Source organism: Marilutibacter penaei (assembly GCF_014145395.1).
GTDB classification, from domain to species: domain Bacteria; phylum Pseudomonadota; class Gammaproteobacteria; order Xanthomonadales; family Xanthomonadaceae; genus Marilutibacter; species Marilutibacter penaei.
In genome coordinates this window covers 276,421-299,390 of the sequence record NZ_JACHTE010000006.1, presented here as the reverse complement: position 1 = coordinate 299,390, position 22,970 = coordinate 276,421, and the positions used below count along the sequence as shown (strand labels likewise).

20 protein-coding genes and 1 pseudogene are annotated in these 22,970 nt (G+C 69.1%); 9 read left to right on the top strand and 12 right to left on the bottom strand.

All coding sequences use genetic code 11. The features are described 5' to 3' along the window. Positions 1-165: 165 nt before the first annotated feature. Positions 166-1,374, bottom strand: a complete 1,209-nt coding sequence (gene tyrS, locus H4F99_RS10365) for a tyrosine--tRNA ligase (RefSeq protein WP_182669658.1) — start codon at positions 1,372-1,374, stop codon at positions 166-168. Between the two features lie 183 nt (positions 1,375-1,557). Between tyrS and H4F99_RS10360 the strand changes: the two genes are divergently transcribed. Both H4F99_RS10360 and H4F99_RS10355 read left to right on the top strand, forming a co-directional pair. Continuing rightward, the gene (locus tag H4F99_RS10360; protein ID WP_182669657.1) at positions 1,558-3,000 is read left to right on the top strand and encodes a M23 family metallopeptidase; all 1,443 of its coding nucleotides are present in this window, start codon (positions 1,558-1,560) and stop codon (positions 2,998-3,000) included. A gap of 77 nt (positions 3,001-3,077) precedes the next feature. After that, the gene (locus H4F99_RS10355; RefSeq protein WP_182669656.1) at positions 3,078-4,223 is read left to right on the top strand and encodes an anhydro-N-acetylmuramic acid kinase; all 1,146 of its coding nucleotides are present in this window, start codon (positions 3,078-3,080) and stop codon (positions 4,221-4,223) included. Between the two features lie 30 nt (positions 4,224-4,253). Here H4F99_RS10355 and H4F99_RS10350 read toward each other — a convergent pair whose 3' ends face one another. The 3 genes from H4F99_RS10350 to H4F99_RS10340 are packed head-to-tail and all read right to left on the bottom strand — an operon-like array spanning position 4,254 to position 6,846. Further along, a complete protein-coding gene (locus tag H4F99_RS10350) occupies positions 4,254-4,601 on the bottom strand; it encodes a hypothetical protein (RefSeq protein ID WP_182669655.1) in 348 nt (115 codons plus the stop codon). Between the two features lie 29 nt (positions 4,602-4,630). Continuing rightward, positions 4,631-6,034, bottom strand: coding sequence for an AmpG family muropeptide MFS transporter (locus H4F99_RS10345; RefSeq protein WP_343064190.1), 1,404 nt, complete (start codon positions 6,032-6,034; stop codon positions 4,631-4,633). Then, positions 6,031-6,846 carry an exodeoxyribonuclease III gene (locus tag H4F99_RS10340; RefSeq protein ID WP_182669654.1) on the bottom strand — a complete coding sequence of 272 codons (816 nt, stop codon included), beginning with the start codon at positions 6,844-6,846 and terminating at the stop codon, positions 6,031-6,033. The genes H4F99_RS10345 and H4F99_RS10340 overlap by 4 nt, the downstream gene beginning before the upstream one ends. Positions 6,847-6,960: 114 nt before the next feature. Here H4F99_RS10340 and pyrE point away from each other — a divergent pair, with 114 nt between their 5' ends. Further along, positions 6,961-7,620, top strand: a complete 660-nt coding sequence (gene pyrE / locus H4F99_RS10335) for an orotate phosphoribosyltransferase (protein ID WP_182669653.1) — start codon at positions 6,961-6,963, stop codon at positions 7,618-7,620. 99 nt (positions 7,621-7,719) lie between these two features. Then, positions 7,720-8,364: a hypothetical protein gene (locus H4F99_RS10330; RefSeq protein ID WP_182669652.1), complete on the top strand. Its 645-nt coding sequence runs from the start codon at positions 7,720-7,722 to the stop codon at positions 8,362-8,364. A 97-nt stretch (positions 8,365-8,461) separates the two neighbouring features. On the opposite strand, the gene H4F99_RS10325 is transcribed toward H4F99_RS10330, so the two are convergent. From H4F99_RS10325 to coaBC, 3 genes and pseudogenes are all read right to left on the bottom strand, one after another. Beyond that, positions 8,462-10,804 carry a phosphomannomutase/phosphoglucomutase gene (locus H4F99_RS10325; protein WP_425488015.1) on the bottom strand — a complete coding sequence of 781 codons (2,343 nt, stop codon included), beginning with the start codon at positions 10,802-10,804 and terminating at the stop codon, positions 8,462-8,464. 13 nt (positions 10,805-10,817) lie between these two features. Beyond that, positions 10,818-11,276: a dUTP diphosphatase gene (gene dut / locus H4F99_RS10320; protein ID WP_182669651.1), complete on the bottom strand. Its 459-nt coding sequence runs from the start codon at positions 11,274-11,276 to the stop codon at positions 10,818-10,820. An 88-nt stretch (positions 11,277-11,364) separates the two neighbouring features. After that, positions 11,365-12,609: pseudogene (coaBC, locus tag H4F99_RS10315) on the bottom strand (bifunctional phosphopantothenoylcysteine decarboxylase/phosphopantothenate--cysteine ligase CoaBC). A 237-nt stretch (positions 12,610-12,846) separates the two neighbouring features. Between coaBC and radC the strand changes: the two are divergent. The 4 genes from radC (at position 12,847) to H4F99_RS10295 (ending at position 16,677) form a co-directional block, all read left to right on the top strand. Then, entirely contained in the window at positions 12,847-13,521 is a 675-nt protein-coding gene (gene radC / locus H4F99_RS10310) for a RadC family protein (protein WP_425488016.1), read from the top strand. Positions 13,522-13,605: 84 nt separating this feature from the next. Continuing rightward, complete coding sequence (argS, locus tag H4F99_RS10305) at positions 13,606-15,294, top strand: arginine--tRNA ligase (protein WP_182669649.1); 1,689 nt, start codon at positions 13,606-13,608, stop codon at positions 15,292-15,294. Between the two features lie 147 nt (positions 15,295-15,441). Continuing rightward, positions 15,442-16,146 (top strand): SPOR domain-containing protein, encoded by a 705-nt coding sequence (locus H4F99_RS10300; RefSeq protein WP_220481118.1) that lies wholly within the window; start codon positions 15,442-15,444, stop codon positions 16,144-16,146. A gap of 117 nt (positions 16,147-16,263) precedes the next feature. Beyond that, positions 16,264-16,677: a hypothetical protein gene (locus H4F99_RS10295; protein ID WP_182669647.1), complete on the top strand. Its 414-nt coding sequence runs from the start codon at positions 16,264-16,266 to the stop codon at positions 16,675-16,677. Between the two features lie 21 nt (positions 16,678-16,698). Here the strand turns inward: H4F99_RS10295 and H4F99_RS10290 are convergent, their stop codons facing one another. From H4F99_RS10290 to speA, 3 genes are read right to left on the bottom strand one after another with little or no spacing between them, the layout of a single operon-like run. Continuing rightward, complete coding sequence (locus H4F99_RS10290) at positions 16,699-17,580, bottom strand: NAD(P)-dependent oxidoreductase (RefSeq protein ID WP_220481117.1); 882 nt, start codon at positions 17,578-17,580, stop codon at positions 16,699-16,701. 3 nt (positions 17,581-17,583) lie between these two features. Beyond that, positions 17,584-17,838 carry a YciI family protein gene (locus tag H4F99_RS10285; RefSeq protein WP_182669646.1) on the bottom strand — a complete coding sequence of 85 codons (255 nt, stop codon included), beginning with the start codon at positions 17,836-17,838 and terminating at the stop codon, positions 17,584-17,586. 7 nt (positions 17,839-17,845) lie between these two features. Continuing rightward, positions 17,846-19,759 (bottom strand): arginine decarboxylase, encoded by a 1,914-nt coding sequence (speA, locus tag H4F99_RS10280; RefSeq protein WP_182669645.1) that lies wholly within the window; start codon positions 19,757-19,759, stop codon positions 17,846-17,848. Between the two features lie 251 nt (positions 19,760-20,010). Between speA and speE the strand changes: the two genes are divergently transcribed. Continuing rightward, positions 20,011-20,862 carry a polyamine aminopropyltransferase gene (gene speE / locus H4F99_RS10275; protein ID WP_182669644.1) on the top strand — a complete coding sequence of 284 codons (852 nt, stop codon included), beginning with the start codon at positions 20,011-20,013 and terminating at the stop codon, positions 20,860-20,862. A gap of 105 nt (positions 20,863-20,967) precedes the next feature. Here the strand turns inward: speE and H4F99_RS10270 are convergent, their stop codons facing one another. Next, a complete protein-coding gene (locus H4F99_RS10270) occupies positions 20,968-22,017 on the bottom strand; it encodes an SGNH/GDSL hydrolase family protein (protein WP_182669643.1) in 1,050 nt (349 codons plus the stop codon). Beyond that, the gene (locus H4F99_RS10265; protein ID WP_182669642.1) at positions 22,014-22,904 is read right to left on the bottom strand and encodes a cupin-like domain-containing protein; all 891 of its coding nucleotides are present in this window, start codon (positions 22,902-22,904) and stop codon (positions 22,014-22,016) included. Before H4F99_RS10265 ends, H4F99_RS10270 begins: the two co-directional genes overlap by 4 nt. Positions 22,905-22,970: the final 66 nt, after the last annotated feature.

Below are 22,970 nucleotides of genomic sequence, written 5' to 3'. Positions count from 1 at the left end.
CGCGCATCTTACAGCAACTTCCCAAGCCGTCAACACGTCCCGAAAAACCGCCTCCAACACGCCCCGCCAACTCGAACTTCCCGGCAGCGGGGCGCGCATTCTGCACAGCTTCGAGACGTTTGGGAAGGGGGTTTCGAAACTTTTCCGCGAGCGCCCGCGAACGGTTCAGGCATGCACGAGGCGGACACGCGCAAAGGTGCGCTTTCCGACGGCGAGCACCCCCTCGAAACCGGGCTGGAACAGCCGCTGCGGATCCTCCATCACCTCGCCATCGATGCGGACCGCACCTTCCTTGAGCTTGCGGTTCGCTTCGGAATTGCTCGGCGTCAGGCCCGCCGCGGTCAACAGGGCAGCGATGCGCAGCCCGTCGGCCGGCACGGACACGTCGTTGAGGGGCAGCTGGGCGGTATCGCCCTGGCCACGCACGGCCGCATTCCAGCCTGCGACGGCCTGCTCGGCCGCGGCGGCATCGTGGAAACGCGCGGCGAGTTCCCGCGCCAAGCGCAGCTTGAGGTCGCGTGGATTGAGCTGGCCTGCCTCGATATCCGCCTTCAGCCGCACCGTTTCGGCGATCCCGATCTCGAAGCTGAGCAGTTCGATCCAGCGCCACATCAGCGCATCATCGATCTTCATCGTCTTGGTGACGATGTCGATCGCCGGTTCGTTGATGCCGATGTAGTTGCCGAGCGACTTGCTCATCTTCTGGACGCCGTCGAGGCCTTCCAGGAGCGGCATCGTGAGCACGATCTGCGGCTTCTGCCCGTGCGCCTCCTGCAGGCCGCGGCCCATCAGCAGGTTGAATTTCTGGTCGGTGCCGCCGAGCTCGACGTCCGCCTGGAGGGCGACCGAGTCATAGCCCTGGACCAGCGGATACAGGAATTCGTGGATCGCGATCGACTGCTGCGCGGCATAGCGCTTGGCGAAGTCGTCGCGCTCGAGCATGCGCGCAACCGTGTGCTGGGCCGCCAGGCGGATCATGTCGGCGGCCGTCATCTTGCCGAACCATTCGCTGTTGAAGCGCACTTCGGTGCGGTCACGGTCCAGCACCTTGAACACCTGGTCGGCATAGGTCTGGGCATTGGCGAGGACGTCTTCGCGCGTCAGCGGCTTGCGGGTGGCGTTCTTGCCGGTCGGGTCGCCGATCATCCCGGTGAAGTCGCCGATCAGGAAGACGACCTGGTGCCCGAGGTCCTGGAACTGCCGCATCTTGTTCAGCAGCACGGTGTGGCCGATATGGAGGTCGGGCGCGGTGGGATCGAATCCGGCCTTGATGCGGAGCGGACGGCCTTCTTTCAGGCGGGTTGCGAGCTCGTCGTGCTTGAGGATCTCGTCGGCGCCACGGCCGATCAGTTCAATGGATTCTGCGATGGACACGGCATTTCTCTGCGACGCCGGACGCACCTGAATGCGATGGCCGGCACGGTTGGGGAGTTAAGTAGTCGTTAACCCCTGAACGCCGGGAAATTTCATTCAGCATCAAGGGTTTGACGCGGGTTGCTCGCGTGACTATGGTACCTCCGACACGCATTCTTCACATCCGCGTGCGGGAGACGTTTCATGACTGTACCGGGTTCCGGCCAAAGCCGGCGCGAGCGCCTCAAAGCCCTGCGCGAAGCCGCCCTGCACCGACCGGTGCTGGCCCGACATCTCTCCGACGGATTCAACGGCCGATGGTCGCGTCGCCAATGGGCGACGGCCAGCCTGTTCGCGTCGATGGGCCTGCTGGTCGCGGCGATCGTGCCGGGCTTCAACCACGACGTGACGGCCTCGACGCCTGCCGCGGCGCACCACTCGATGGCGCTGCCGCTCCCGCCGCTGCCGAAGCGTGCACCGGAAGAGGCGCAGCGCGACAGCTGGCACATGGTCAGCGTCCAGCCGGGGCAGACCCTGGGTGAGCTGTTCCAGGGCCTGGGCATTCCCGCGACCACGCTCCAGCAGATCCTCGAGCAGCCGAGTGCGCAGACGGCGCTCGGACGGCTCAAGCCCGGCATGGAACTCGCGTTCGACCTGCCGGTCGGCGGCACGCTCCGCACCTTCCGCTTCGACCGGGACGACCTGCACCGGGTGGAGTTGAGTTTCGAAGAAGGCCGCATCAACGAAACGGTCATCGAGCGGCCCACCCAGACCCGCACCACGGTCGCTACCGGCGAGATCAACAGTTCCCTGTATGCAGCGGCTCGCCGCGCGGGACTGTCGCCGACCGAGATCGCGGTGCTCACGGACCAGATCTTCCAGTACGACATCGACTTCAATACGGACATCCAGCGCGGCGACCGCTTCAGCGTGGTGATGGACGAGACCTGGCGCGAGGGTGAGCGCATCGGTCGCGGGACGATCCTCGCGGCGACCTTCACGACCGGGGGCAAGACCTACTCCGGCTTCCGCTTCGAACACGACGACAAGGCGGAGTACTACACCGCCGACGGCCGGCCGCTGAAGAAGAGCTTCATCCGCATGCCCATCCCCTATGCGCGCCTGACTTCGGGCTTCGGTGCCCGCCGCCACCCGGTCCTGGGTCGCGTGCGGCAGCACAAGGGCGTCGACTACGCGGCCCGCACCGGTACGCCGATCATGGCCGCGGGCGACGCCCGGGTGTCTTTCGCGGGCTGGCGCGGCGGGTACGGACGCGCGGTGATCCTCGACCACGGACGCGGCCACACCACCCTGTACGCGCACATGTCGCGCTTCGGCAAGTACAAGGCGGGCGACCGCGTGCCGCAGGGCTCGGTGATCGGGTATGTGGGCACGTCGGGGCTGTCGACGGGGCCCCACCTGCACTATGAGTTCCGGGTCAATGGCGTGCATCGCAACCCACTCTCGGTCACCATGCCGCCGCCGGAGCCGCTGAAGGGTGAAATGCTGGCGCGGTTCCAGGCACAGGCCGCACCGGCGCTGGCGCGCATCGAGCAGGTGGAGAAGATCCACTACGCGGCCGCGAACCCTGGATCGGACCGCCGGGTCGCGACGACGGAAGCGCCAGGGACGGAGCCCCAGGGCTGACGCGCCAGCGGCGCTGGCCGTGACAGGCCCCGGGGCTTAGGCTCTGGGGCCTTTCCTTTTTCCCAGCAGGCTGGTGCATGGACACGACGCCGAACCCTCGTCCGGGCCTCTACATCGGCCTGATTTCCGGCACCAGTGTGGACGGCATCGACGCGGCGCTCGTGGCATTCGATGAAGATGGCGGCTGCGAGCTCAGGGCCGGGCATACGCGGCCCTGGCCTGGCGTGCTGCGGGAGCGGCTGGTTGAACTCGGTCAGGGCGGGGCAGCGCGCTCCCTGGACGAGATCGCCACCTTGGACGTCCAGGTAGGCGAACATTTCGCCGAGGCCGCCCGCATGCTGCTGGCGGAGGCGGGGGTCGCGCCGGGCGACATCGTTGCGATCGGATCGCATGGGCAGACGGTACGGCACCGCCCCGCAGGCGCGCTGCAGGACGGGTGCCATCCCTTCACGTGGCAGATCGGCGATGCGCACGTGATCGCGGAGCGCACGGGCATTCCCACGGTCGCCGACTTCCGCCGTCGCGACGTGGCTGCCGGAGGGCACGGTGCGCCCCTGCTGCCCGCGCTGCACGAGGCGCTGCTGCGCACGGCCGACGAGGACCGCGCGGTGCTGAACCTGGGCGGCATCGCCAACCTGACCCTGCTGCCCGGCGACGCCGAGGCGCCGGTGCGCGGCTTCGACACCGGGCCCGCAAACTGTCTGATGGACGCGTGGTGCGTGCGCCACACCGGCCATGCCTACGACGCCGAGGGCGCGTTCGCTGCCTCGGGACACGTTGATCCGGACCTGCTCGCGCGACTGCTCGATGAACCCTGGTTCGCGGCGCCCCCGCCCAAGAGCACCGGACGCGAGCAGTTCCACCTGGACTGGCTGACACCGCGCCTGCGCGGCAACGAGCGCCCCGAAGACGTCCAGGCGACCCTGCTGGAGTTGACGGCATGCACGGTGGCGGATGCCCTCATGGCGACCCTGCCCGGCACCCGGCGCGTGCTGGCCTGTGGCGGGGGCGTGCGCAATCCACTGCTGCTGGCGCGGCTGGGCGCGCGCATCCCGGGCGCGGTCGTCGCCAGCACGGCCGTACACGGGATGGATCCCGACCTGATCGAAGCCATGGGCTTTGCGTGGCTGGCGCGCCAGGCGCTGGCAGGCCTGCCAGGCAACCTGCCGAGCGTCAGCGGTGCGCGCGGGCCACGCGTGCTGGGCGTCGTGCACCCCGCGTAGGCTTCCTCCCCAGGGAGCGGCGCCGTGCGCTCAGGCGTCGCCTTCGTCCTTCGAGGGCAGCGGTGCGGTGTTGGGAAACAGGTCCTGGCGTATCGACTGGTCCGGGGGCGCCACCGGCGCTGCATCGCCGTCACCGGCACGCCCGATGCGCGCGAAGCCCTGGTCGCTGGGGACGGACTCCATGGCTGCAATGGCGTCCTGCAGCGCGCGCGAATCGGATTCGTCGAAACTCCGCGACAACTCGCCCTCGCAGACGAACAGGCCCTGCTCGAGGATGTTCAGCAATGCCGCCTGCAGGCTCCACCCGTGGGCTTCGGCGACACGGTTGACACGCCCCAGCAGTACGGCATCGATGTCACGGAGGATGATTTCACTCATGGTCGTCGGCGGCATGCGGCGCCTGGCAGTCAGTCGGTTGCTGTCGACCCGCCCCCCACGGGCGTCCGCGGCCTGCGGACGGCCAGTAGTATGCACAACAGGACCGCGGGTAGGCCAACCAGGGCGGTGCCGGCAAAGAACAGCGAATAGGCCTCAAGCAGCGTGCGCCCTGCCTCGAGGTGTTCGACCGCGACGCCGGAAAGGCCCTTGAGGACCTTGCCGGGCAGTGCATAGAACGAGCTCAACAGCGCGTACTGAGTGGCCGTGTACCCCACGTTGGTGAGGCTGGACATGTAGCCAATCAGCGCCACGCCCGCGTAACCGCTGCAGAAATTGTCGATGACCATGGCCGCGGTGAACACGCCGGCATCGGCACCGTGCAGGGCCAGGTAGGAGAACGCCAGGTTGGACCCGGGCCCCAGCACCGCACCGGCGATCAGGGTCGGGACGAAGCCGAAGCGCACCGCGCTGAGCCCGGCGGCCGCGATCCCCAGGATGGTCGCCACGAGGCCCACCGACCCACGCACCGCGCCCACCGTTTCCTTGCCGATGCCCAGGTCGGCATAGAACGGGTTGGCCATCGGCCCGAGCAGGAAGTCGGGCAGCCGGTACAGGCTGATCGCGAGCAGCATCAGCAGGGCCCACTTGCCATGGTCGCGGAAGAAAGCGATGAACGGACCCAGCAGTGCATCGAACAGGCCGCGCGGCGTGAACAGCGCCGGATGCGCGACCGCGGCGGCGCTGGCGCTGCTCGCCGGCTCGCGGGCGAACAGGGTGGCGGCGATGCCCACGCCCATCAGCACCGCCATGACTTCATACGAGATGACCCAGCCAACCTGCGCGGCCAGGATCAGGATCAGCGCATCGGTGACCAGCAGGGCGCCGCGGTAGCCGAGCGTCGACGCCGAGGTCAGCAGGCCCTGCTGTTCGTTGCTGTCCGCGCTCTCGATGCGCCAGGCGTCGATGACGATGTCCTGGGTGGCCGAGGCGAACGCGACCACCAGGGCCATCGCGCCGAACACCAGCAACTGGTCGATCTCGGCACCGAACAGCAGCAGCCTGCCCTCCTGCGGTTCGACCAGGGCCATGCCGACCAGCGCCGCGGCGATCACCACCTGCGACAGGAACATCCAGCCACGCCGGCGACCCAGCCAACGCCCCAGCAGCGGCGCGTCGAGCTTGTCGACCAGAGGCGCCCACAGGAACTTCAGCGAGTACGCGAGCCCGACCCAGGACAGGAAGCCGATCGTCGACAGCTCGATCGCGTTCTCGCGCATCCAGAAGCCCAGGGTATTGCCGACCAGGTAGATCGGGATGCCGGAGCTGAAGCCGAGCAACAGCATCACCAGTACCTTCGGCTCGCGCAGGCGCGCGAGGACGTCGCGCCACCCGGGGCGCGCCGGCTTGGCGGCAGCGTCGACCGGCGAGCTCACCCGCGCAGCCCGCCCGCGTACTGGACCGAGAACGGCGCGTGGTCTGAGAACCGCGGCTCACGTGCGATCGAACAGGCCTCGAGCCGCTTCGCCAGCGCCGGGGTCACCAACTGGTAGTCGATCCGCCAGCCGACATCCTTGGCGCGAGCGGCGCCGCGGTTGCTCCACCAGGTGTAGTCCTGGCCCTCGGGACGCAGCGCGCGATAGGCGTCGACCCAGCCGCCTTCGCGGCCCGGGGTGCCGTCGCTGCCGCCATCCGCGCCAATCTGGGCGCTGAGCCAGGCCCGCTCGGGTGGCAGGCAACCGGAGTTCTTCTGGTTGGATTTCCAGTTCTTGATGTCGAGGGCGCTGCGGACGATGTTCCAGTCGCCACAGAGGACATAGTCACGGCCACTGGCCAGCCAGCCGTCGAGAATCGGCTTGAGCCAGTCCATGACCTCGAACTTGAAGCCCTGGCGTACGTCTCCCGACGAGCCGGACGGGATGTAGAACGACACGACACTCAGGTTGCCGTAACGCGCTTCGATGTAGCGCCCTTCGTCGTCGAAGGGTGCCCAACCGAGCGAGGTCCGCACCTCGTCCGGCGCTTCACGCCCGTAGATGGCCACGCCGCTGTAGCCCTTCCTCGTGATGGCGTCGCGATAGAAGCAGTGGTGGCCCTCGGGGCGAAAACAGGGATCGGTCAGCTGGTCTTCCTGCGCCTTGGTTTCCTGGATGCAGAGGACGTCGGCGTCCTGGGCATGGAACCAGTCGAAGAAGCCCTTGTTGGCGGCGGAGCGGATGCCGTTGGCGTTGAAGCTGATGATTTTCACGGGCAGGCACGGACGAAGGACACGATGGGGCAAGCCTAGCTCATCCCCGGGCCCCGACCCCACCGGCGCGATGGCGGTATCCTTGCGCCCCCGATTCCAAGGTTGCGCGCGACCGTGTCCCACAAGACCCGTTTCCTGAAACTGGCCCTGCGCGCCGAGGCGCTGCGCTTCGGCGATTTCACCCTGAAGTCCGGCCGGACCAGTCCCTACTTCTTCAATGCGGGCCTGTTCAACACGGGTGCGTCGATCGCCGAGCTCGCGGGCTGCTATGCCGATGCGGTCGAGGCGGCCGGGATCGGGTTCGACCTGCTGTTCGGACCGGCCTACAAGGGCATCCCGCTGGCCACCGCCCTGGGCTGCGAGTTCGCCCGCCGTGGCCGCGACCTTCCCGTGGCCTTCAACCGCAAGGAGGCGAAGTCCCACGGCGAGGGCGGCACGCTCATCGGTGCGCCGCTGCAGGGCCGGAAAGTGCTGATCGTCGACGACGTGATCACCGCGGGAACGGCGATCCGCGAGGCACTGGGCCTCATCCGCGACGCCGGCGGCATCCCGGCCGGCATCGTCATCGCCCTGGACCGACAGGAGGCCGTGGACCCGGCGACCTCCCGACGCTCAGCGTCAGAAACTGTCGCAGAAGAGCACTCGCTGCCGGTGGTCCGGGTGGCGACGCTGGACGACCTGCTGGCCCTCACCGCGACGGACCCGGCGCTGGACGCCGAACGGCCGCGCCTGCTGGCCTACCGTGATGCTTACGGAAGCGTCACGCCCGGATAATCCGCGCTGTTGCAGCGTCATGACGGGATTGGCCCGACTCTTGCGTTCCCATTGTCAGGGGAATGCGCCACGGATGAAGTTGGGGAGAACGTCATGCACATGAGCCGCACGCTGCTCGCCGTCGGGATGCTGGTCGCCCTCGGGCCCGCCATCGCGTCGGCGCAGAACGCGAGCAAGAAGCTGTACTGCTGGGAAGAGGGCGGACGCAAGGTCTGTGGCGATGCGCTGCCCGCCGCCGCGGTGGACAGCGCCCGCACCGAGATCAGCGTCAACAGTGGCATGACCACTGCGCGGGTGGGACGCGCGCTCAGCAACGAGGAGCGCGCGGAGGCTGAACGGGCCGCCCGCGCGGACGCGCTGGCCAAGGCAGAGGAAGCGGCCCGGGTACGCCGTGAAATGGCGATGGCGGAGTCCTACACCACAGAGACCGAGCTGCGGCGCGCTTACCAGAACCGCATCGAGCTGCTGGACGAGACCCTCAAGGGCTCCCAGATGGGCATCGAGGGGTTGCGGCGCAGCCTGGTGCAACTGCTGCGGCAGGCCGGCGAACGTGAACTGGGCGGGCAGAATGTCGGCAAGGCGCTTGCGGACAACATCCGCGGCCAGCACCTCGAATTGCTCCGCCAGCAGGACCTGCTCGGCCAGCAGGAGCGCGAGCGGGAGGAGGTCGAAGGGGAGTTCCAGGCCGCCCTGGAGCGCTATCGCGAGCTGAAGAATCCCGACGGCGACAGCAGCCGCGGTTGAGGCCCGCCGGCGCACACGCGACGGCCGCACGAAACGAAACCCCCGGCGCGAAGGCGACCGGGGGTTTCTGCTGTTTGCCCCTGTAGGCGGGCAGCCCTCAGAACGGCAGCTTCAGGTCCGGGCGAACGGCGAGCAGCTGGGTGCGGAATTCCGACTGGATGCGCTTGAGCGCGTCCTGGCTGTCGGCATCGAAGCGCAGCACCAGCACCGGCGTGGTGTTGGATGCACGCACCAGACCCCAGCCATCCGGCCAATCCACGCGCAGGCCGTCGATCGTCGACAGCCGCGCGCCTTCGAAGCTTGCCTTCTCGCGGAATGCGTCGACGAACGCATGCGGATTGCCCTCGGGCGCGTCGACCTTGATTTCGGGCGTCGACATGCCGTCGGGGAGTGCGGCCAACGCCTCGCCCGGGCCTTCGGGGTGCATGGCGAGGATTTCCAGCAGGCGCGCAGCCGCATAAATGCCGTCGTCGAAGCCGTACCAGCGCTCCTTGAAGAAGAAGTGGCCGCTCATCTCGCCGGCCAGCTCCGCATCGGTCTCGCGCATCTTGCCCTTGATCAGCGAATGCCCGGTCTTCCACATCAGCGGGCTGCCGCCATGGCGCAGGATGTAGCCCGGAAGGCGTCCGGTGCACTTCACGTCGAAGATGATGACGGCACCGGGATTCCGTTCCAGCACGTCGGCGGCGAACAGCATCAGCAGGCGGTCGGGGAAGATGTTCTCGCCGGTACGGGTGACCACGCCAAGCCGGTCGCCATCGCCATCGAACGCGATGCCGAGATCGGCGTCCAGACGGTCCACCATCTGGATCAGGTCGGCGAGGTTGTGCGGCTCGCTCGGGTCCGGATGGTGGTTCGGGAACGTGCCGTCGATTTCGCAGTACAGCGGGGTGACTTCCGCGCCGATCGCCTCCAGCACGCGCGGGCCAAGTTCGCCCGCGACACCGTTGCCGGCATCGACCACCACCTTGAGCGGCCGTTCGATCTGCACGTCGGAGGACACCCGCTCGATGTAGTCGTCGTTGATGTCGCGCTGCTCGAGCCGACCCTGCACGTCCGACGTATGGAGGCGGTCCTCGGCGATGCGTGCGTAGAGGTCGGTGATGGCGTCGCCGGAGAGGGTCTCCCCGCCGACCACGATCTTGAAGCCGTTGTAATCCGGAGGATTGTGGCTGCCGGTGACCGAGATGCAGGACCCTGCGCGCAGGTGGTAGGCACCGAAGTACGTCAGCGGCGTCGGCGCGAGGCCGATGTCGATGACATTGCGTCCGGCCGTGCGCAGCCCCCGGACCAGCCCCTCGGTCAGCTCGGGGCCGGACAGGCGGCCATCGCGGCCGATGACGATGTCGTCCAGGCCCTGCTCCTGCATGACCGAACCCACGGCATGGCCGATCAGTTCGGCGATGCCCGCGTCGAGCGACTGGCCCACGACGCCACGGATGTCGTACGCGCGGAAGATGCCGGCGTCGATCATGACCTTGCCTGCAGCGGGCGCCGCGGGTTCGACACCCGCTGCCGGGACCGGCGGCGGCTCGGCGACGGGCGCCGCCTGGAGCGATTCGGCGAGGGTCTGCTCGGACACCTCCTCCGCGGCCTCGGCCGGCTTGCGCCGAAGCTGGAACTTGTGGGCGACGCTGGCGAAGGCCCCAAGCAGGAGGAAGGCCAGGGCCGCGCCCCAACACCCCACTGCGCCGAGCCCGAACGGCCCGCCTGCGACGTCGGGGACCGCCGCCGCGATCCGCCACTCGCTGCCGGCGATCTTGCGGGCCAGCGATTCGGCGCCGCCCTTCAGGGTGTCATCCCCGCGCTCGAGCACGCTGTGCGAGCCCTGGCGCAGGGCGAGGTAGGTGCCTGCGGGCAACGGCGCCTGCTCGATGGGGGCGGTCACGCGCGTCAGCGGCATCCGCACCGCCGCCACGGCGACCAGGTCATCGTCGGCGTGCAGGGGCGCTGCGACCTCGACGCCCGGCTTGCCGGCATCGCCGACGATCCACGCCACCGGCGCGTTCTGGGCGATCGCCGCCTCCAGTGCCGCCAGCCGGCCGTATCCGCCGGCCTGGGCCCCCTCCGCGGTCAGCACCGTGTAAGCGCTGTCGAGGTCCGGACCGAACACCCGCGCGGCATCGGCCCCGTCCCAGCCCTCGGCAAGACGGATGCCGGCGTTGGCGAAGTCGCCTGCCGCGACGGCCTGCCGCACGTCGGCCTTGTCCAGTTGGGCCTGCATGCGTGTGAATTCGGCCTTCAGGGCCGCGCCAATGGCTTCGGCGGACGCGTCCCGGGCGCTCTGGATGCCCTGGCGCCGGCTTTCGTCCCGGTGCTGCTGCCAGCCGCTCCATGCGAACCATGCGGCCAGCAGCACGCACAGGATCGCCAGCACCCGCCTCAGCAGTCGCCCGTGTTCAGCCGACAGCTGCGGCCGTTCCATCTTCAAGTCCACCATCGTCCGTTCCCCTTCAGCGCACGCCGGTATGGCCGAAACCACCGGTACCCCGTGCGCTGGCTTCGAATTCTTCCACCACCTGCAGGCGCGCCCGCACGATCGGCAACACGACCAGCTGCGCGATGCGATCCCCGGGCTCGATCGTAAAAGGCCCCGCGCCGCGATTCCAGACGCTGATCATCAACGGCCCCTGGTAATCGGCATCGATCAGCCCGGTGCCATTGCCCAGTACGATGCCGTGCTTGTGGCCCAACCCGGAGCGCGGCAGGATCACCGCGCACAGGCCCGGATCGCCGATGTGGATCGCGAGCCCCGACGGCACCAGCGCGGCATCGCCCGGCGCCAGGCACAGCGGCGCCTCCAGGGCGGCGCGCAGGTCCAGGCCCGCGCTCGCTTCCGTGGCGTAGGCGGGCAGGGGCCAGACCTCGCCGAAACGGGCATCCAGCACCTTCAGTTCAAGCGTATGTTGCATCGATCTTCCTGCATCCTCGGGTTGCACAGCACCACGCGCCCGCCCCTGGACGCCGTGCGTCGCCTCGTCCAGGCCACCGTCCCCGCCTTCATGCGCCACGCGACGGCGCCTCGAGGCGTTCCTTCACCAGGTCCAGCAACAACCCCGCCAGTTCGGTCTTGGCCGCCGGGCCAAGCGCGCGCGTCTCGTCGTCCCAGAACACCGCCAGCGCGTTGTCGTCGCACTCGAAGCCACTGCCCGCCACGCCCACGCGATTGGCCGCGATCAGGTCGAGTTTCTTGTTGACCAGCTTGCCGCGTGCATAGCCTTCCACGTTGTCGGTTTCCGCGGCAAAACCCACCACCAGCCGCGGGCGCAGCACCGCATGCGCCGCTACTTCGGCCAGCACGTCGCGGGTGCGCACCAGCTCCAGCTGCAGCGTGTCGCTCCCGGGGCGCTTCTTGATCTTGCTCGCCGACATCTGGCGAGGCGTGAAATCGGCGACGGCCGCGGCACCGATATAGATATCCGCCGGCAGCGCGGCCATCACCGCTGCGTGCATCTGCGCCGCGGAACGCACGTTGTGCCGTGAAACGCCGTCCGGCGTCGGCAGCGAGACCGGACCCGCCACCAGCACGGTGTCGGCGCCGCGACGCGCGGCGGCAGCGGCGAGCGCAAACCCCATCTTGCCACTGCTGCGATTCCCGATGAAACGCACCGGGTCGATGTCCTCGTAGGTCGGACCGGCGCTGATCACCACGCGCAACCCGGCCAGGTCGGCAGCCCCGGACATGGCTCAGCCCTCCCCGGCCAGGGCAAGGAGGATCGCTTCGGGCTCACTCATGCGCCCGGGGCCGGTCTCGCCACACGCCTGCGCGCCGTCCTCGGGACCGATCACCTGCACGCCGCGCGCCCGCAACGTCTCGACGTTCGCCCGGGTGGCGGGATGCAGCCACATGCGGTGGTTCATCGCGGGCGCGACCGCGACCGGCGCCGTGGTCGCCAGGTACAGCGTGGTGACGAGATCGTCCGCCATGCCGTGCGCCATCTTCGCCAGCGTGTTCGCGGTGGCCGGCGCCACGACCACGCGATCCGCCCAGCGGGCGAGTTCGATGTGCCCCATGGCGGCCTCCGCGGCCGGGTCCCACAACGAGGCACGGACGGTGCGGCCCGACACGGCCTGGAAGGTCGCCTCTCCGACGAAGTGACCCGCGTCCGCGGTCATGGCCACCTGGACCTCCGCCCCCACCCCTCGCAGACGGCGCACCAGGTCGGCCGCCTTGTACGCCGCGATCCCGCCACAGACGCAGAGCAGCACGTTCTGGCCGTCCAGAGGGTGGCGGGCGCTGGGCATGGGGTCGGAAAAATCCTACAACGCAACGGGAGCCTAGCTTACCCGATGACGGGCGACTGTCCGGTTCCGGAGGAGGCCCCGACGCGCTTCAATGACCCTGACGGCGGGTGGCCGGCTCCAACGGAATACTGCCCCGCGGCTCCTTCCCCGCCGCGTTCCGCAGCCGGTCACCCGTCGCGCTCACTGGACACCTGCCCAAGGAAGGGCCCCATGTCGAACCCCGCCCCCCTGCCCGCCCTGCGGATACGCGAATGGCCCGCCGCGGAACGCCCACGGGAGAAGCTGCTTGCCCGTGGCGCGGGCGCCCTTTCGGACGCGGAACTGCTGGCGATCTTCCTCGGCTCGGGGCTGCGCGGCATGGATGCCGTGGCCACGTCGAGGCGCCTCCTGTCCCAGCACGGCCCGTTGCGCGCGCTGCTGGACCTGCCGCCTGAAGCGCTGGCCCGCCTGCCGGGGCTGGGGCCCGCCCGCGCGTGCAAACTCGCCGCCGCACTGGAACTCGGCCACCGGCACCTGTCTGCGGAACTGGAGCGCGGCGAAACCTTGTGCGATCCCGGCGCGGCCGGACGCTACTTCACCCAGCGCCTGCGTGGACGGCCCCACGAAGTCTTCGCCGTGCTGTTCCTCGATACCCGGCACCGGGCGCTGGCATTCGAGGAACTGTTCCACGGCACGCTCGACAGTGCCGAGGTGCACCCGCGCGAAGTGGTGCGCCGCGCACTGGCCCACAATGCAGCGGCGGTGATCGTCGGCCACAACCACCCCAGCGGAAACCCGGAGCCCAGCGCCGCCGACCGCGCGGTCACGGCCCGCCTCAAGCAGGCCCTGGCCCTGGTGGACCTGCGCCTGCTCGACCACTTCATCGTGGCCGACGGGCCGCCTCTCTCGCTGGCGGCACGCGGCTGGCTGTGAAGGCGCGGTCATTCATGTTCGACCCGTCCCAGGGGGATGGGCTCGCGTACAATGGACGGTTCGCACCACGACCCGGAAACGCCCGTGAAAACCGCCCTCCGCGCCCTCGTCATGCAGGCCTTGGACGCCCTGCGTGCCGCCGGCACCCTGCCGGCCGACCTCGCCACGCCCGATTTCGTGATCGAGCGGCCGAAGAACCGCGCGCAGGGCGACTTCTCGACCAATGTCGCGATGCTGCTGTCCAAGCCGGCCAGGTCCAATCCACGGGCGATCGCCGAGGCGCTGGTCGCTGCGCTGCCCGCCAGCGATGCACTCGCCTCGGTCGAAATCGCCGGACCCGGCTTCATCAACTTCCGCATTGCCGACGGCGCATGGCGCGGCGCGATCGCCGAGGTCTTCACCCAGGGCGACGCATACGGTCGCAACGCGGGCGGCGAAGGCCGCATGGCGGGCGTCGAGTATGTCTCGGCGAACCCGACCGGACCGCTGCACGTCGGCCATGGCCGCGCCGCGGTGATCGGCGACTGCATCGGCCGCGTGCTTGCCGCCAATGGCTGGGACGTGACGCGGGAGTATTACTACAACGACGCCGGGGCGCAGATCGACAACCTGGCGATCTCGGTGCAGGCGCGTGCGCAGGGCCGTGGTCCCGACGACGCCGGCTGGCCCGAGGACGGCTACCGCGGCGCCTACATCCAGGACGTCGCCGCCGCGTACCTGCGCGGCGACAGCGTCGAGGTCGACGGGCACGTGGTCACGGGCAAGAAGGACGCTGACGACCTGGACGCGATCCGCCAGTTCGCCGTCGCCTACCTGCGCCGCGAGCAGAACCTCGACCTCGAAGCCTATGGCGTCGGGTTCGACGTCTACTTCCTCGAGTCCTCGCTGTACACCGACGGCAAGGTGGAGGAGACCGTGCGCGAACTGGTGGCCCACGGCCACACCTACGAGGACGGCGGCGCGCTGTGGCTGCGCAGCACGGACTTCGGTGACGACAAGGACCGCGTGATGCGGAAGTCCGACGGCAGCTACACCTACTTCGTGCCCGACGTCGCCTATCACATGAGCAAGTGGCAGCGCGGCTACGTGCGTGCGATCACCGAGCTCGGCGCCGACCACCACGGTTCGCTGGCACGCGTGCGCGCCGGCCTGCAGGCGCTTGACCAGGGTATTCCGCAGGGCTGGCCGGAGTACGTGCTGCACCAGATGGTCACCGTGATGCGGGGTGGCGAGGAGGTGAAACTCTCCAAGCGCGCCGGCAGCTACGTGACGCTGCGCGACCTGGTCGACGAAGCCGGGCGCGACGCGACGCGCTGGTTCCTCGTCGCGCGCAAGCCCGACTCGCAACTGACCTTCGACATCGACCTTGCGCGCAGCCAGTCGCTCGACAACCCGGTGTACTACGTGCAGGTCAGCCATGCGCGCATGTGCGGACTGGTGCGCCAGCTGGAGGAGCGTGGCCTGTCCTTCGACCGCGAGGACGGACTGGCCCAGCCGCTGGACCTGGACGATGCGACCACCCTCGCCCTGGTCGCGGACGTGCTGCGCTACCCCGACGTGGTCGAGGCGGCCGGGCGCGATCTCGAACCCCACCAGGTCGCCAGCTACCTGCTGGAGCTCGCGCAGAGCTTCCAGAGCTACTACAACGACCACCAGGTGCTGGTCGATGACGCAGCCACCCGCAATGGGCGCCTGGCGCTGGCGCTGGCCACCCGCCAGGTCCTCGCCAATGGCCTCGGCCTGCTCGGCATCGACGCACCCGAAGTGATGTAAACGCGGCCATGCAAGCCGGTCGCCGGCTTCGCATACACTGGCCCGAACCCACGCCGCGCGGCCGCGCGGCCCGATCCCGACAGAGGTAGTCCCACGGTGGCAGCACGACGCAACAAATCCCAGGCCCGTCGCAACGACAGCTCCGGCATGCCCGGTTGGGCCTGGATGGTGCTGGGCATCGTGCTGACCGTGCTCGTGGTGCTGGTGGCGCCGAAGTACATGAAGACGGGCGACGGCGACGGTTTCTTCCGCCCCCAGCCCAACCCGGATGCCCGGCCCGCACCGAGCGCGAGCGCCGACGACGAACTGCCCGCACCCGCTCCGACCGGTACGGTGCAGCCCGCGGCCCCGGAGCAGGCGGATGAGGGCTACACGTTCTATGAGGTCCTGTCGGGCAAGGAAGTACCGATGACCGACGCCGAGCTCGCGGCGACCCAGCGCGCGGAAAGCGAGCGGGAAGCCGCCCTCGCACGCGCGCAGCAGGACGCGAGCGGCCAGGAAACCCCGACGGCGCTGCCCCAGCCCCTGGATCCGGATGCCGCGGCGCCGGCGCGGCCCGAGCCTGCTCCCACCGTGGCCGCGGATGAGAATCCCCGTACCGCTGCCGGTATCGGCGACGGCAGCCGCTATCTGTTGCAGGCCGGCGCCTTCCAGGCATCGGGCCAGGCGGAAGAGTTGAAGGCGAAGATCGCCATGCTGGGGCTCGGCGCTCGCGTGGAAGCGGCCGAAAGCCGTGGGCAGACCGTCTACCGGGTGCGGATGGGGCCCTACGGCACGGCCGGGGATCTGGCCGATGCCAAGCAGAAACTGGAGAACGGCGGCATCAAGCCGCTGGCCATCAAGGTCCAGTAGCGACATCCCGGGGAATCACGACCGGACACGCACCCCATCGGCCCGACCATCCGGACGCCGCCCCCACCGCGGGCCGGGCCGCCTAGACTCGCGTCTTCGCCCCCGTACCCCGCTTCCATGGACAAACGCACCCTGCTGGGCTGCATTGCCGCGCTGGCCCTGCTGCTTGCATTCGAACTGATGGTCCGCCTGAGCGGACACGCGCTCGACCTGCCATTGCGGACGCCACTGGGGGAACTTCCCGTGGCAGGCCTCTTCATCACCTGCGCGGCGATGGCGCTCGGTGGCTGGATCGCGCGGGAGGGTTTTCGAGTGCCGGCCATCGTACTGGCCGTGGTGATCGCCGTGGCAACGACGGCCAGCCTGCAGCTGAGCGGCGCCCTGAGCCCGGACGGGCCACCGTTCGCGCTGGGCGACATCCTGCGCTATGGCGGCCTGGCCATGCTGGCCCAGGTTCTCATGGCGTGGCTTGGCGCGGTCCTCGGTGAACGCCTCGCCACCCGCCGGACGGGACCTCTGGAGGCCCGGTAAACACCTGTCCTGGCGCGGGCGTCAACCGCCGCGCTTCAGGGTGATCAATACCGAGGTGTCGGCCTCGCCGTGGCCACGCTCGACCAGTTCGGCGTAATCGGCGACGGCCTGGTCGAGGGTCGCGGTGCGGATGCCGGTGTCGCGGGCGATGCCCTGCACGATGCGCAGGTCCTTCAGCATGTGCGCCGACTTGAAGCCCGGCGCGAACGCATTGCGCAGCATCGTGGCGCCACGCTTGTCGAGGAACCAGTTGCCCGCCGCGCCCGCGCCCAGCGTGGGCAGCAAACGCTCCGGGTCGAGGCCGAGCTTCTCGGCCAGTGCCAGGCCTTCGCAGACCGCTTCGTTGATGCCGGCCACCAGCACCTGGTTGACCGCCTTGGTCGCCTGGCCGGCGCCGGTTTCGCCCATGTGGGTGATGCGGGCCGCATAGGCATCGAGCACCGGACGCGCCTTCTCGAGCACGTCGGCGTCGCCGCCCACCATCACTGACAGCGCGCCGTTGCGCGCGCCCTCGACACCGCCCGACACCGGCGCATCGAGGAAACCGATGCCCTCCGCCGCCAGCAGCGAAGCGACCTTGCGTGCCGTCTGCACCGATACCGTCGAATGGTCCACGACGATCGCACCGGACTTCAGCACCTTCGCCAGGGCAGCCACGTTCTCGAGCACGTCGGCGTCCAGCGAGACGCACAGGGCCACCACGTCGCAGTCGGCGAAATTGTCCGCCGAACGCGCAGCGCGCACCCCGAGTTCACCGGCGAGGGCATCGGCGCGGGACTGGGTGCGATTGCCCACCGCGCACAGCAAGCCAGCGGCGTGGACGTGCCGTGCCATCGGTGCGCCCATCGCGCCCAGTCCGATGAAACCGGCTTTCAGCGCCGGCGGCGGAACTTCAACACCCATGTCTCACACACTCCATTCATGCAGGGTCAGGCGCGACGCGCCGGTCTGGTACAGCGGATCGGCCTCGACCAGCGCCTGCGCGGTGGCCAGGTCTTCAGCGCGCAGCACATAGGCACCCCCGCTGCCGTCGGCGAAGCCGCCGGACAACTGCAGGCGCCCCTGCTCGCGCAACCGGGCCAGGTAATCGCGGTGGGGCGTGACCACGGCCGGATCGAAGTCCGGTCCACGCATCGCCAGCACGAGGTAATGCTTGAGCATCGTCGTCTCAGATCGCGCGACCGACGGCCGCGCCACCGTCGTCGAGGTAGGTGTAGCCGGTCAGGCCCGCTTCCAGCGCGTCGAGCATGTGCGCGGCCTCGCCTGCGGGCAGGTCGGCTTCGGCCACGCGCTCGCGGTAGGCGGCGCGCAGGTCGTCGAGCCGGTAGCCCACGTAATCCAGCATCACATCGGTGGTGTCGCCGCGGCGCTGCTGGCTGATCCGGTAGCCGCGGGCATCGCCCGCATCCACCCGCACCTCGACCGCATCGGTGTCGCCGAACAGGTTGTGGATGTCGCCGAGGATCTCCTGGTAGGCGCCGACCATGAAGAAGCCCAGCCGGTAGCTTTGCCCGTGATTGAGTGCATGCAGCGGCATCGAGGTGTCCAGCGTCTCGTTGCCGACATAGGTGTCGATCCGGCCGTCCGAGTCGCAGGTCAGGTCGGCGATCACGCCCCGGCGCGCCGGTTCCTCGTCGAGGCGCTCGATCGGCACGATCGGGAACACCTGCTGGATCGCCCAGATGTCCGGCATCGACTCGAACACGCTGAAGTTGACGAAGTACTTGTCGACGAGGCGCTGGTCGAGTTCGTCAAGCACGGCCTGGTGGCTCTTCTCGCCCGGATTGAGCCGCGCACGCACGCCATGCGCGATCGCGTAGAACAGGTCGTCGATGCGCGCGCGGTGGACCAGGTCGATCTGGCCCAGCGCATACAGGCTCAGGCCCTCGCTGTGGTGGTGCTGCGCCTCGTGGAACAGCTCCACCGCCGGGCGCTCGCCCAGCTCGGCGTGCACCTCGCGCAGGTGGCGGATCACCGCCGGCTCGTCGTCGTGCACGTCGGGCACGCGGCCTTCCGGCGCCTGCTCGACCTCGGATACATTGGCGACCAATACCGCGTGGTGCGCGGTCATCGCGCGCCCGCATTCGGTGACGATGCGCGGCTGCGGCAGGCCATGCGCCTCGCAGGCCTCGGCCAGCGGCTGCACGATGGTGTTGGCGTACTGGCTGGCACCGTAGTTGATCGAGCAGTAGCTGCGCGAGCGCGTGCCCTCGTAATCCACCCCAAGGCCGCCGCCAACGTCCATGTAGCGCACCTTCGCACCCAGCGCGGAGAGTTCGACGAAGTAGCGCACCGCCTCGCGCATGCCGCTGGCGATGTCGCGGACGTTGGAGATCTGCGAGCCCATGTGGAAGTGCAGCAGGCCGAGGCAGTCGGTCATGCCGGTGTCGCGCAGTTGCTTCCACAGGTCGAGCACCTGCCGCGGCGACAGCCCGAACTTGGCCTTGTCGCCACCGCTGTTCTGCCACTTGCCGGCGCCGAGGCTGGCCAGGCGCATGCGCACGCCGATGCCCGGCCTGACGCCCAATGCCTCCGCTTCGGCCATCACCAGCGGCAGCTCGGAGGGCTTCTCGATCACGATCCAGGTGTCGAGCCCGATCTTGCGGCCGATCAGTGCCAGGCGGATGTACTCGCGATCCTTGTAGCCATTGCAGACGATGAGCCCACCCGGGCGCGACAGCGCCATCACCGCCATCAGTTCGGGCTTGCTGCCGGCCTCCAGGCCGAAGCCCTCGCCGCGGTGCGAGGCGAGCGTGCCGGCCACGCCCTGGTGCTGGTTGACCTTGATCGGATAGACGGCGGTGTAGCCGCCGGCGTAGTTCCAGTCGGCCATCGCCTGGGCGAAGGCGCCCTGCAGGCGGCCGAGGCGGTCGCCGAGGATGTCGGGAAAGCGCAGCAGCAGCGGCAGCTTGGCACCGTTCCCGCGCGCTTCGTCGACCAGGGTCGACAGCGGGACCGCCGGCCCTTCCCCGCCCCGCGGCTGCACGGTGACGCGGCCAGACCCGTCGACGTCGAAATACCCCTCGGACCAGTGGGGGATCGAGTAGGTCTTGCGGGCCTGATCGGGGGACCATGCGGTCATCGGCGGAGCACCTGTCGGCGGAACCAAGGGGACGCGCATTCTACCGCCCGGCGGGCGATGCCGGCGTGTGGGGTCCGGCCGCGGTCAGCGCGCGGTCACGGCATGTTCGCAGGGGTTCGCTACAATTCGCGGCCTTGAAGGTCCGCCGGACTGGCTCGCATCGCCGCCCGCCGGACACCCTGCTTCCCGGATGCCACGCCGGACGCCGGGATCCGTTCGGAACGACGTGGCGGCATCGCAGGACGAGTGGAATGAACACCCAGACGACGTGGCACCACGAGAACTTCGAACCGACCGGTTCGTCGATCGGCTACCGCATCACCCGCAAGCTGGACGAGGTGCAATCGCCGTTCCAGAAGATCGAGATCTTCGAGAGCACCGACTGGGGCAACCTGATGCTCATCGACGGCGCGATGATGCTGACCACGAAGGACAACTTCCTCTACCACGAGATGATGTCCCACCCGGCGCTGTTCACCCACGCGGCCCCGAAGCGGGTCGTCATCATCGGCGGTGGCGACTGCGGCACCCTGCGCGAAGTGCTCCGCCACCCGGGCGTCGAGAGCGCGACCCAGTGCGACATCGACGAGCAGGTCACGCGCATGGCCGAGAAGTGGTTCCCGGAGCTGTGCGAGTCGAACGGCGATCCGCGCGCCGAGCTGCTGTTCGATGACGGCGTGGCCTACATGGCGAACTGCCCCGCCGACAGCGTCGACATCGTGATCGTCGACTCGACCGACCCGGTCGGTCCGGCCGAAGGCCTGTTCAACAAGGCCTTCTACGAGAGCTGCTTCAAGGCGCTCAAGGACGACGGCATCCTCGTCCAGCAGTCCGAGTCGCCGCTGATGCTGCTCGACCTGATCAAGGAGATGCGCGGCGAGATGGGCAAGGCCGGGTTCACCACCTTCAAGACCCTGCCGTTCCCGCAGCCGTGCTACCCGACTGGCTGGTGGAGCTGCACCCTGGCGCGCAAGGGCGGAGGTTTCGACTTCCGCACCGCCGACGCGCGCGCCAAGGCCTTCCCGACGCTGTATTACACCGCGGACATCCACGCCGGTGCGTTGTCGACGCCGCCGTTCGTGGCCGCGGCGCTCGGCGAGTAACGCCGTCCGCATCTGCGGAGTGCGGGGCCCGCTCCGGCGGGGCCTGCGCGCTTTGGGGGGGCTGCGCGCTCTGGAGCCTTGGGGCCTTGGGAGCGGCGCAGGGCGTCAATGCCGGGACGATGCGACCAGGTCACCGATCTCGTCGTCCGTGATGGGTGTCGAGGGCAGGTGCCAGGTATCGCGCACCAGCCCCAGCAGGGCATTGGCCCAACGGGCGTTCCACACGGTCCCGGCATGACCGTCCGCGAGCGTCGCATGCGTGGGTGCGTTGCCGATGCTGTTGTCGACCCTGACCCCACCGGGCAGCGAGACATCGTGGTAGACGGCCTGTCCGTCGACGATCTCCCCACCGAACTGCGCGTGGAACCAGGCACGGTCGTCGAAGAAGGCGATTCGCGGATCGGCGGCAGCCATCCTGTCCAGGCCCGAATCGAAGCGGTCGAGCGCGGTCGCGACGCGGGCATGCTCGGCCCCGGTCCAGCCTTCATCGAAGTAGCGCGCCCAGTGGGTGTTGTCGAAGATCCCGACGAGCACGATCCGCGTGTCGGGATGCGTCTCATGGATCAACGCCACCGATCGCGCAATCGCCTCGATGCAGGCATCGATGACGGGAACCAACGTCGGATCCCGCGGATCCCGTGCGAGCGCACGCAACTCGCTGCCCATGCCGAAATCCTTCACTCCGATCCGGAACACCACCACGCCGCGCCGCCAGCGCGCCGGATCGGCATCCATCATCGCCACCAGGCTTCGCACTTCGCGGTGACCCTCCAGCAGGTCGCCGCAACCCGCGCCCGTCACGGCGAAGTTGTAGGCACGGTCGTCCTTGCGGGGAGAGCGTGAGGGAATCCCCACCGCATTGAGCACGCGTGCGATGCGGCCCCGGGTGCCCCGGATGCCCCGGACGCCCGTATCGACCTCTTCGCCGCGCAGCCGTCCGACCAGCTCATGCCAGTTGAAGCTGACGGCATGGTAGGCGCCGCCGCGCAGTCCGCCGGAGGGCGGGAAATGCACGCTGTCCTGGTAACCGTGGCTGTCGGAGTCCCCCACCACCGCCAGCGCCCAGCGACCGTCCGGTCCCGGCGATGCGACGTCGGCCCGGCACCCCACCAGAAGCAGGACCCCGGTGAAGAGCAGGAGCCATGCACCCCTCATGCCACGCCGCGCGCCCCCAGCACCGAAGCAATGCCCCGCGCCGCGTTCCACAGGCCCGCCTTGGTAGCCACGCCGGGCGCGCCCATCGCCACGCGACGGGGTTCCATGCCGACGCGCGACAGCCAGCGGCGCGCGCGCTGGTTGAACAGCAGCGCGCGCATCAGGCGCCGGCTCTCGGCCGTCTTGAAGATGATCGACACGGAGATCGACACGTCATCGTCGCCGTTGCGCACATGGTGCCCGGCGGCAAAGGGGATGTGCAGCGCCTGGCCGGGGCTGAACGCGAAGCGCTCGCCGAGCGGCTCCGCTTCCGGCCGCCACGGCGGACGGTCACCGGTGCGGGCGAAGAACTGTTCGGTGTCCCGATCGGCCACCACCCGCGGGTCCCACGGCGGATAGACCACCACTTCCTTGTGGCCACGCACCTGCATCAGGCAGGTCGAGTAGCGATCGATATGGAAGGGCGTGACACTGCCGGGCGAAGCGAGGAACAGGTACAGCATGGCATCGTCGACCACGGGCGGCAGCCCCGCCGCCGTTGCCATCCGGGCGACATCCGCGCACAGGGCGTCGTACAGCGGCTTGAAGGACGCGTGCACCTCGGGCTGGCGGACCATGATGTAGGCGTCGGTGGTACGCAGCTGCTCCAGCGCCTGCGCCAGGCTTTCTTCCGGTCTGTGCAGGTTGTGCGCATTGTCGAAATCGTCGCCGTTCTGCAGGCGACCATTGGAGTGGAACACCTGGTTCGCCGGCAGGGCCGGGATGACCTCGGCCAGGTTCGCCAGGGACATCGCGGGGTGCGCTTCCAGCGTATGCCCGAACAGGAATGCCTTGCGATCCAGGCAGGTCCGCGCCTGGGTTTCATCGATCCCGCTCAGTGCCCTCACGTCCCCCTCCGCTCCGGTCCCCCGGCATCCGGGGCACTCCGGTCAACGGTCAAGGGGACAACAACC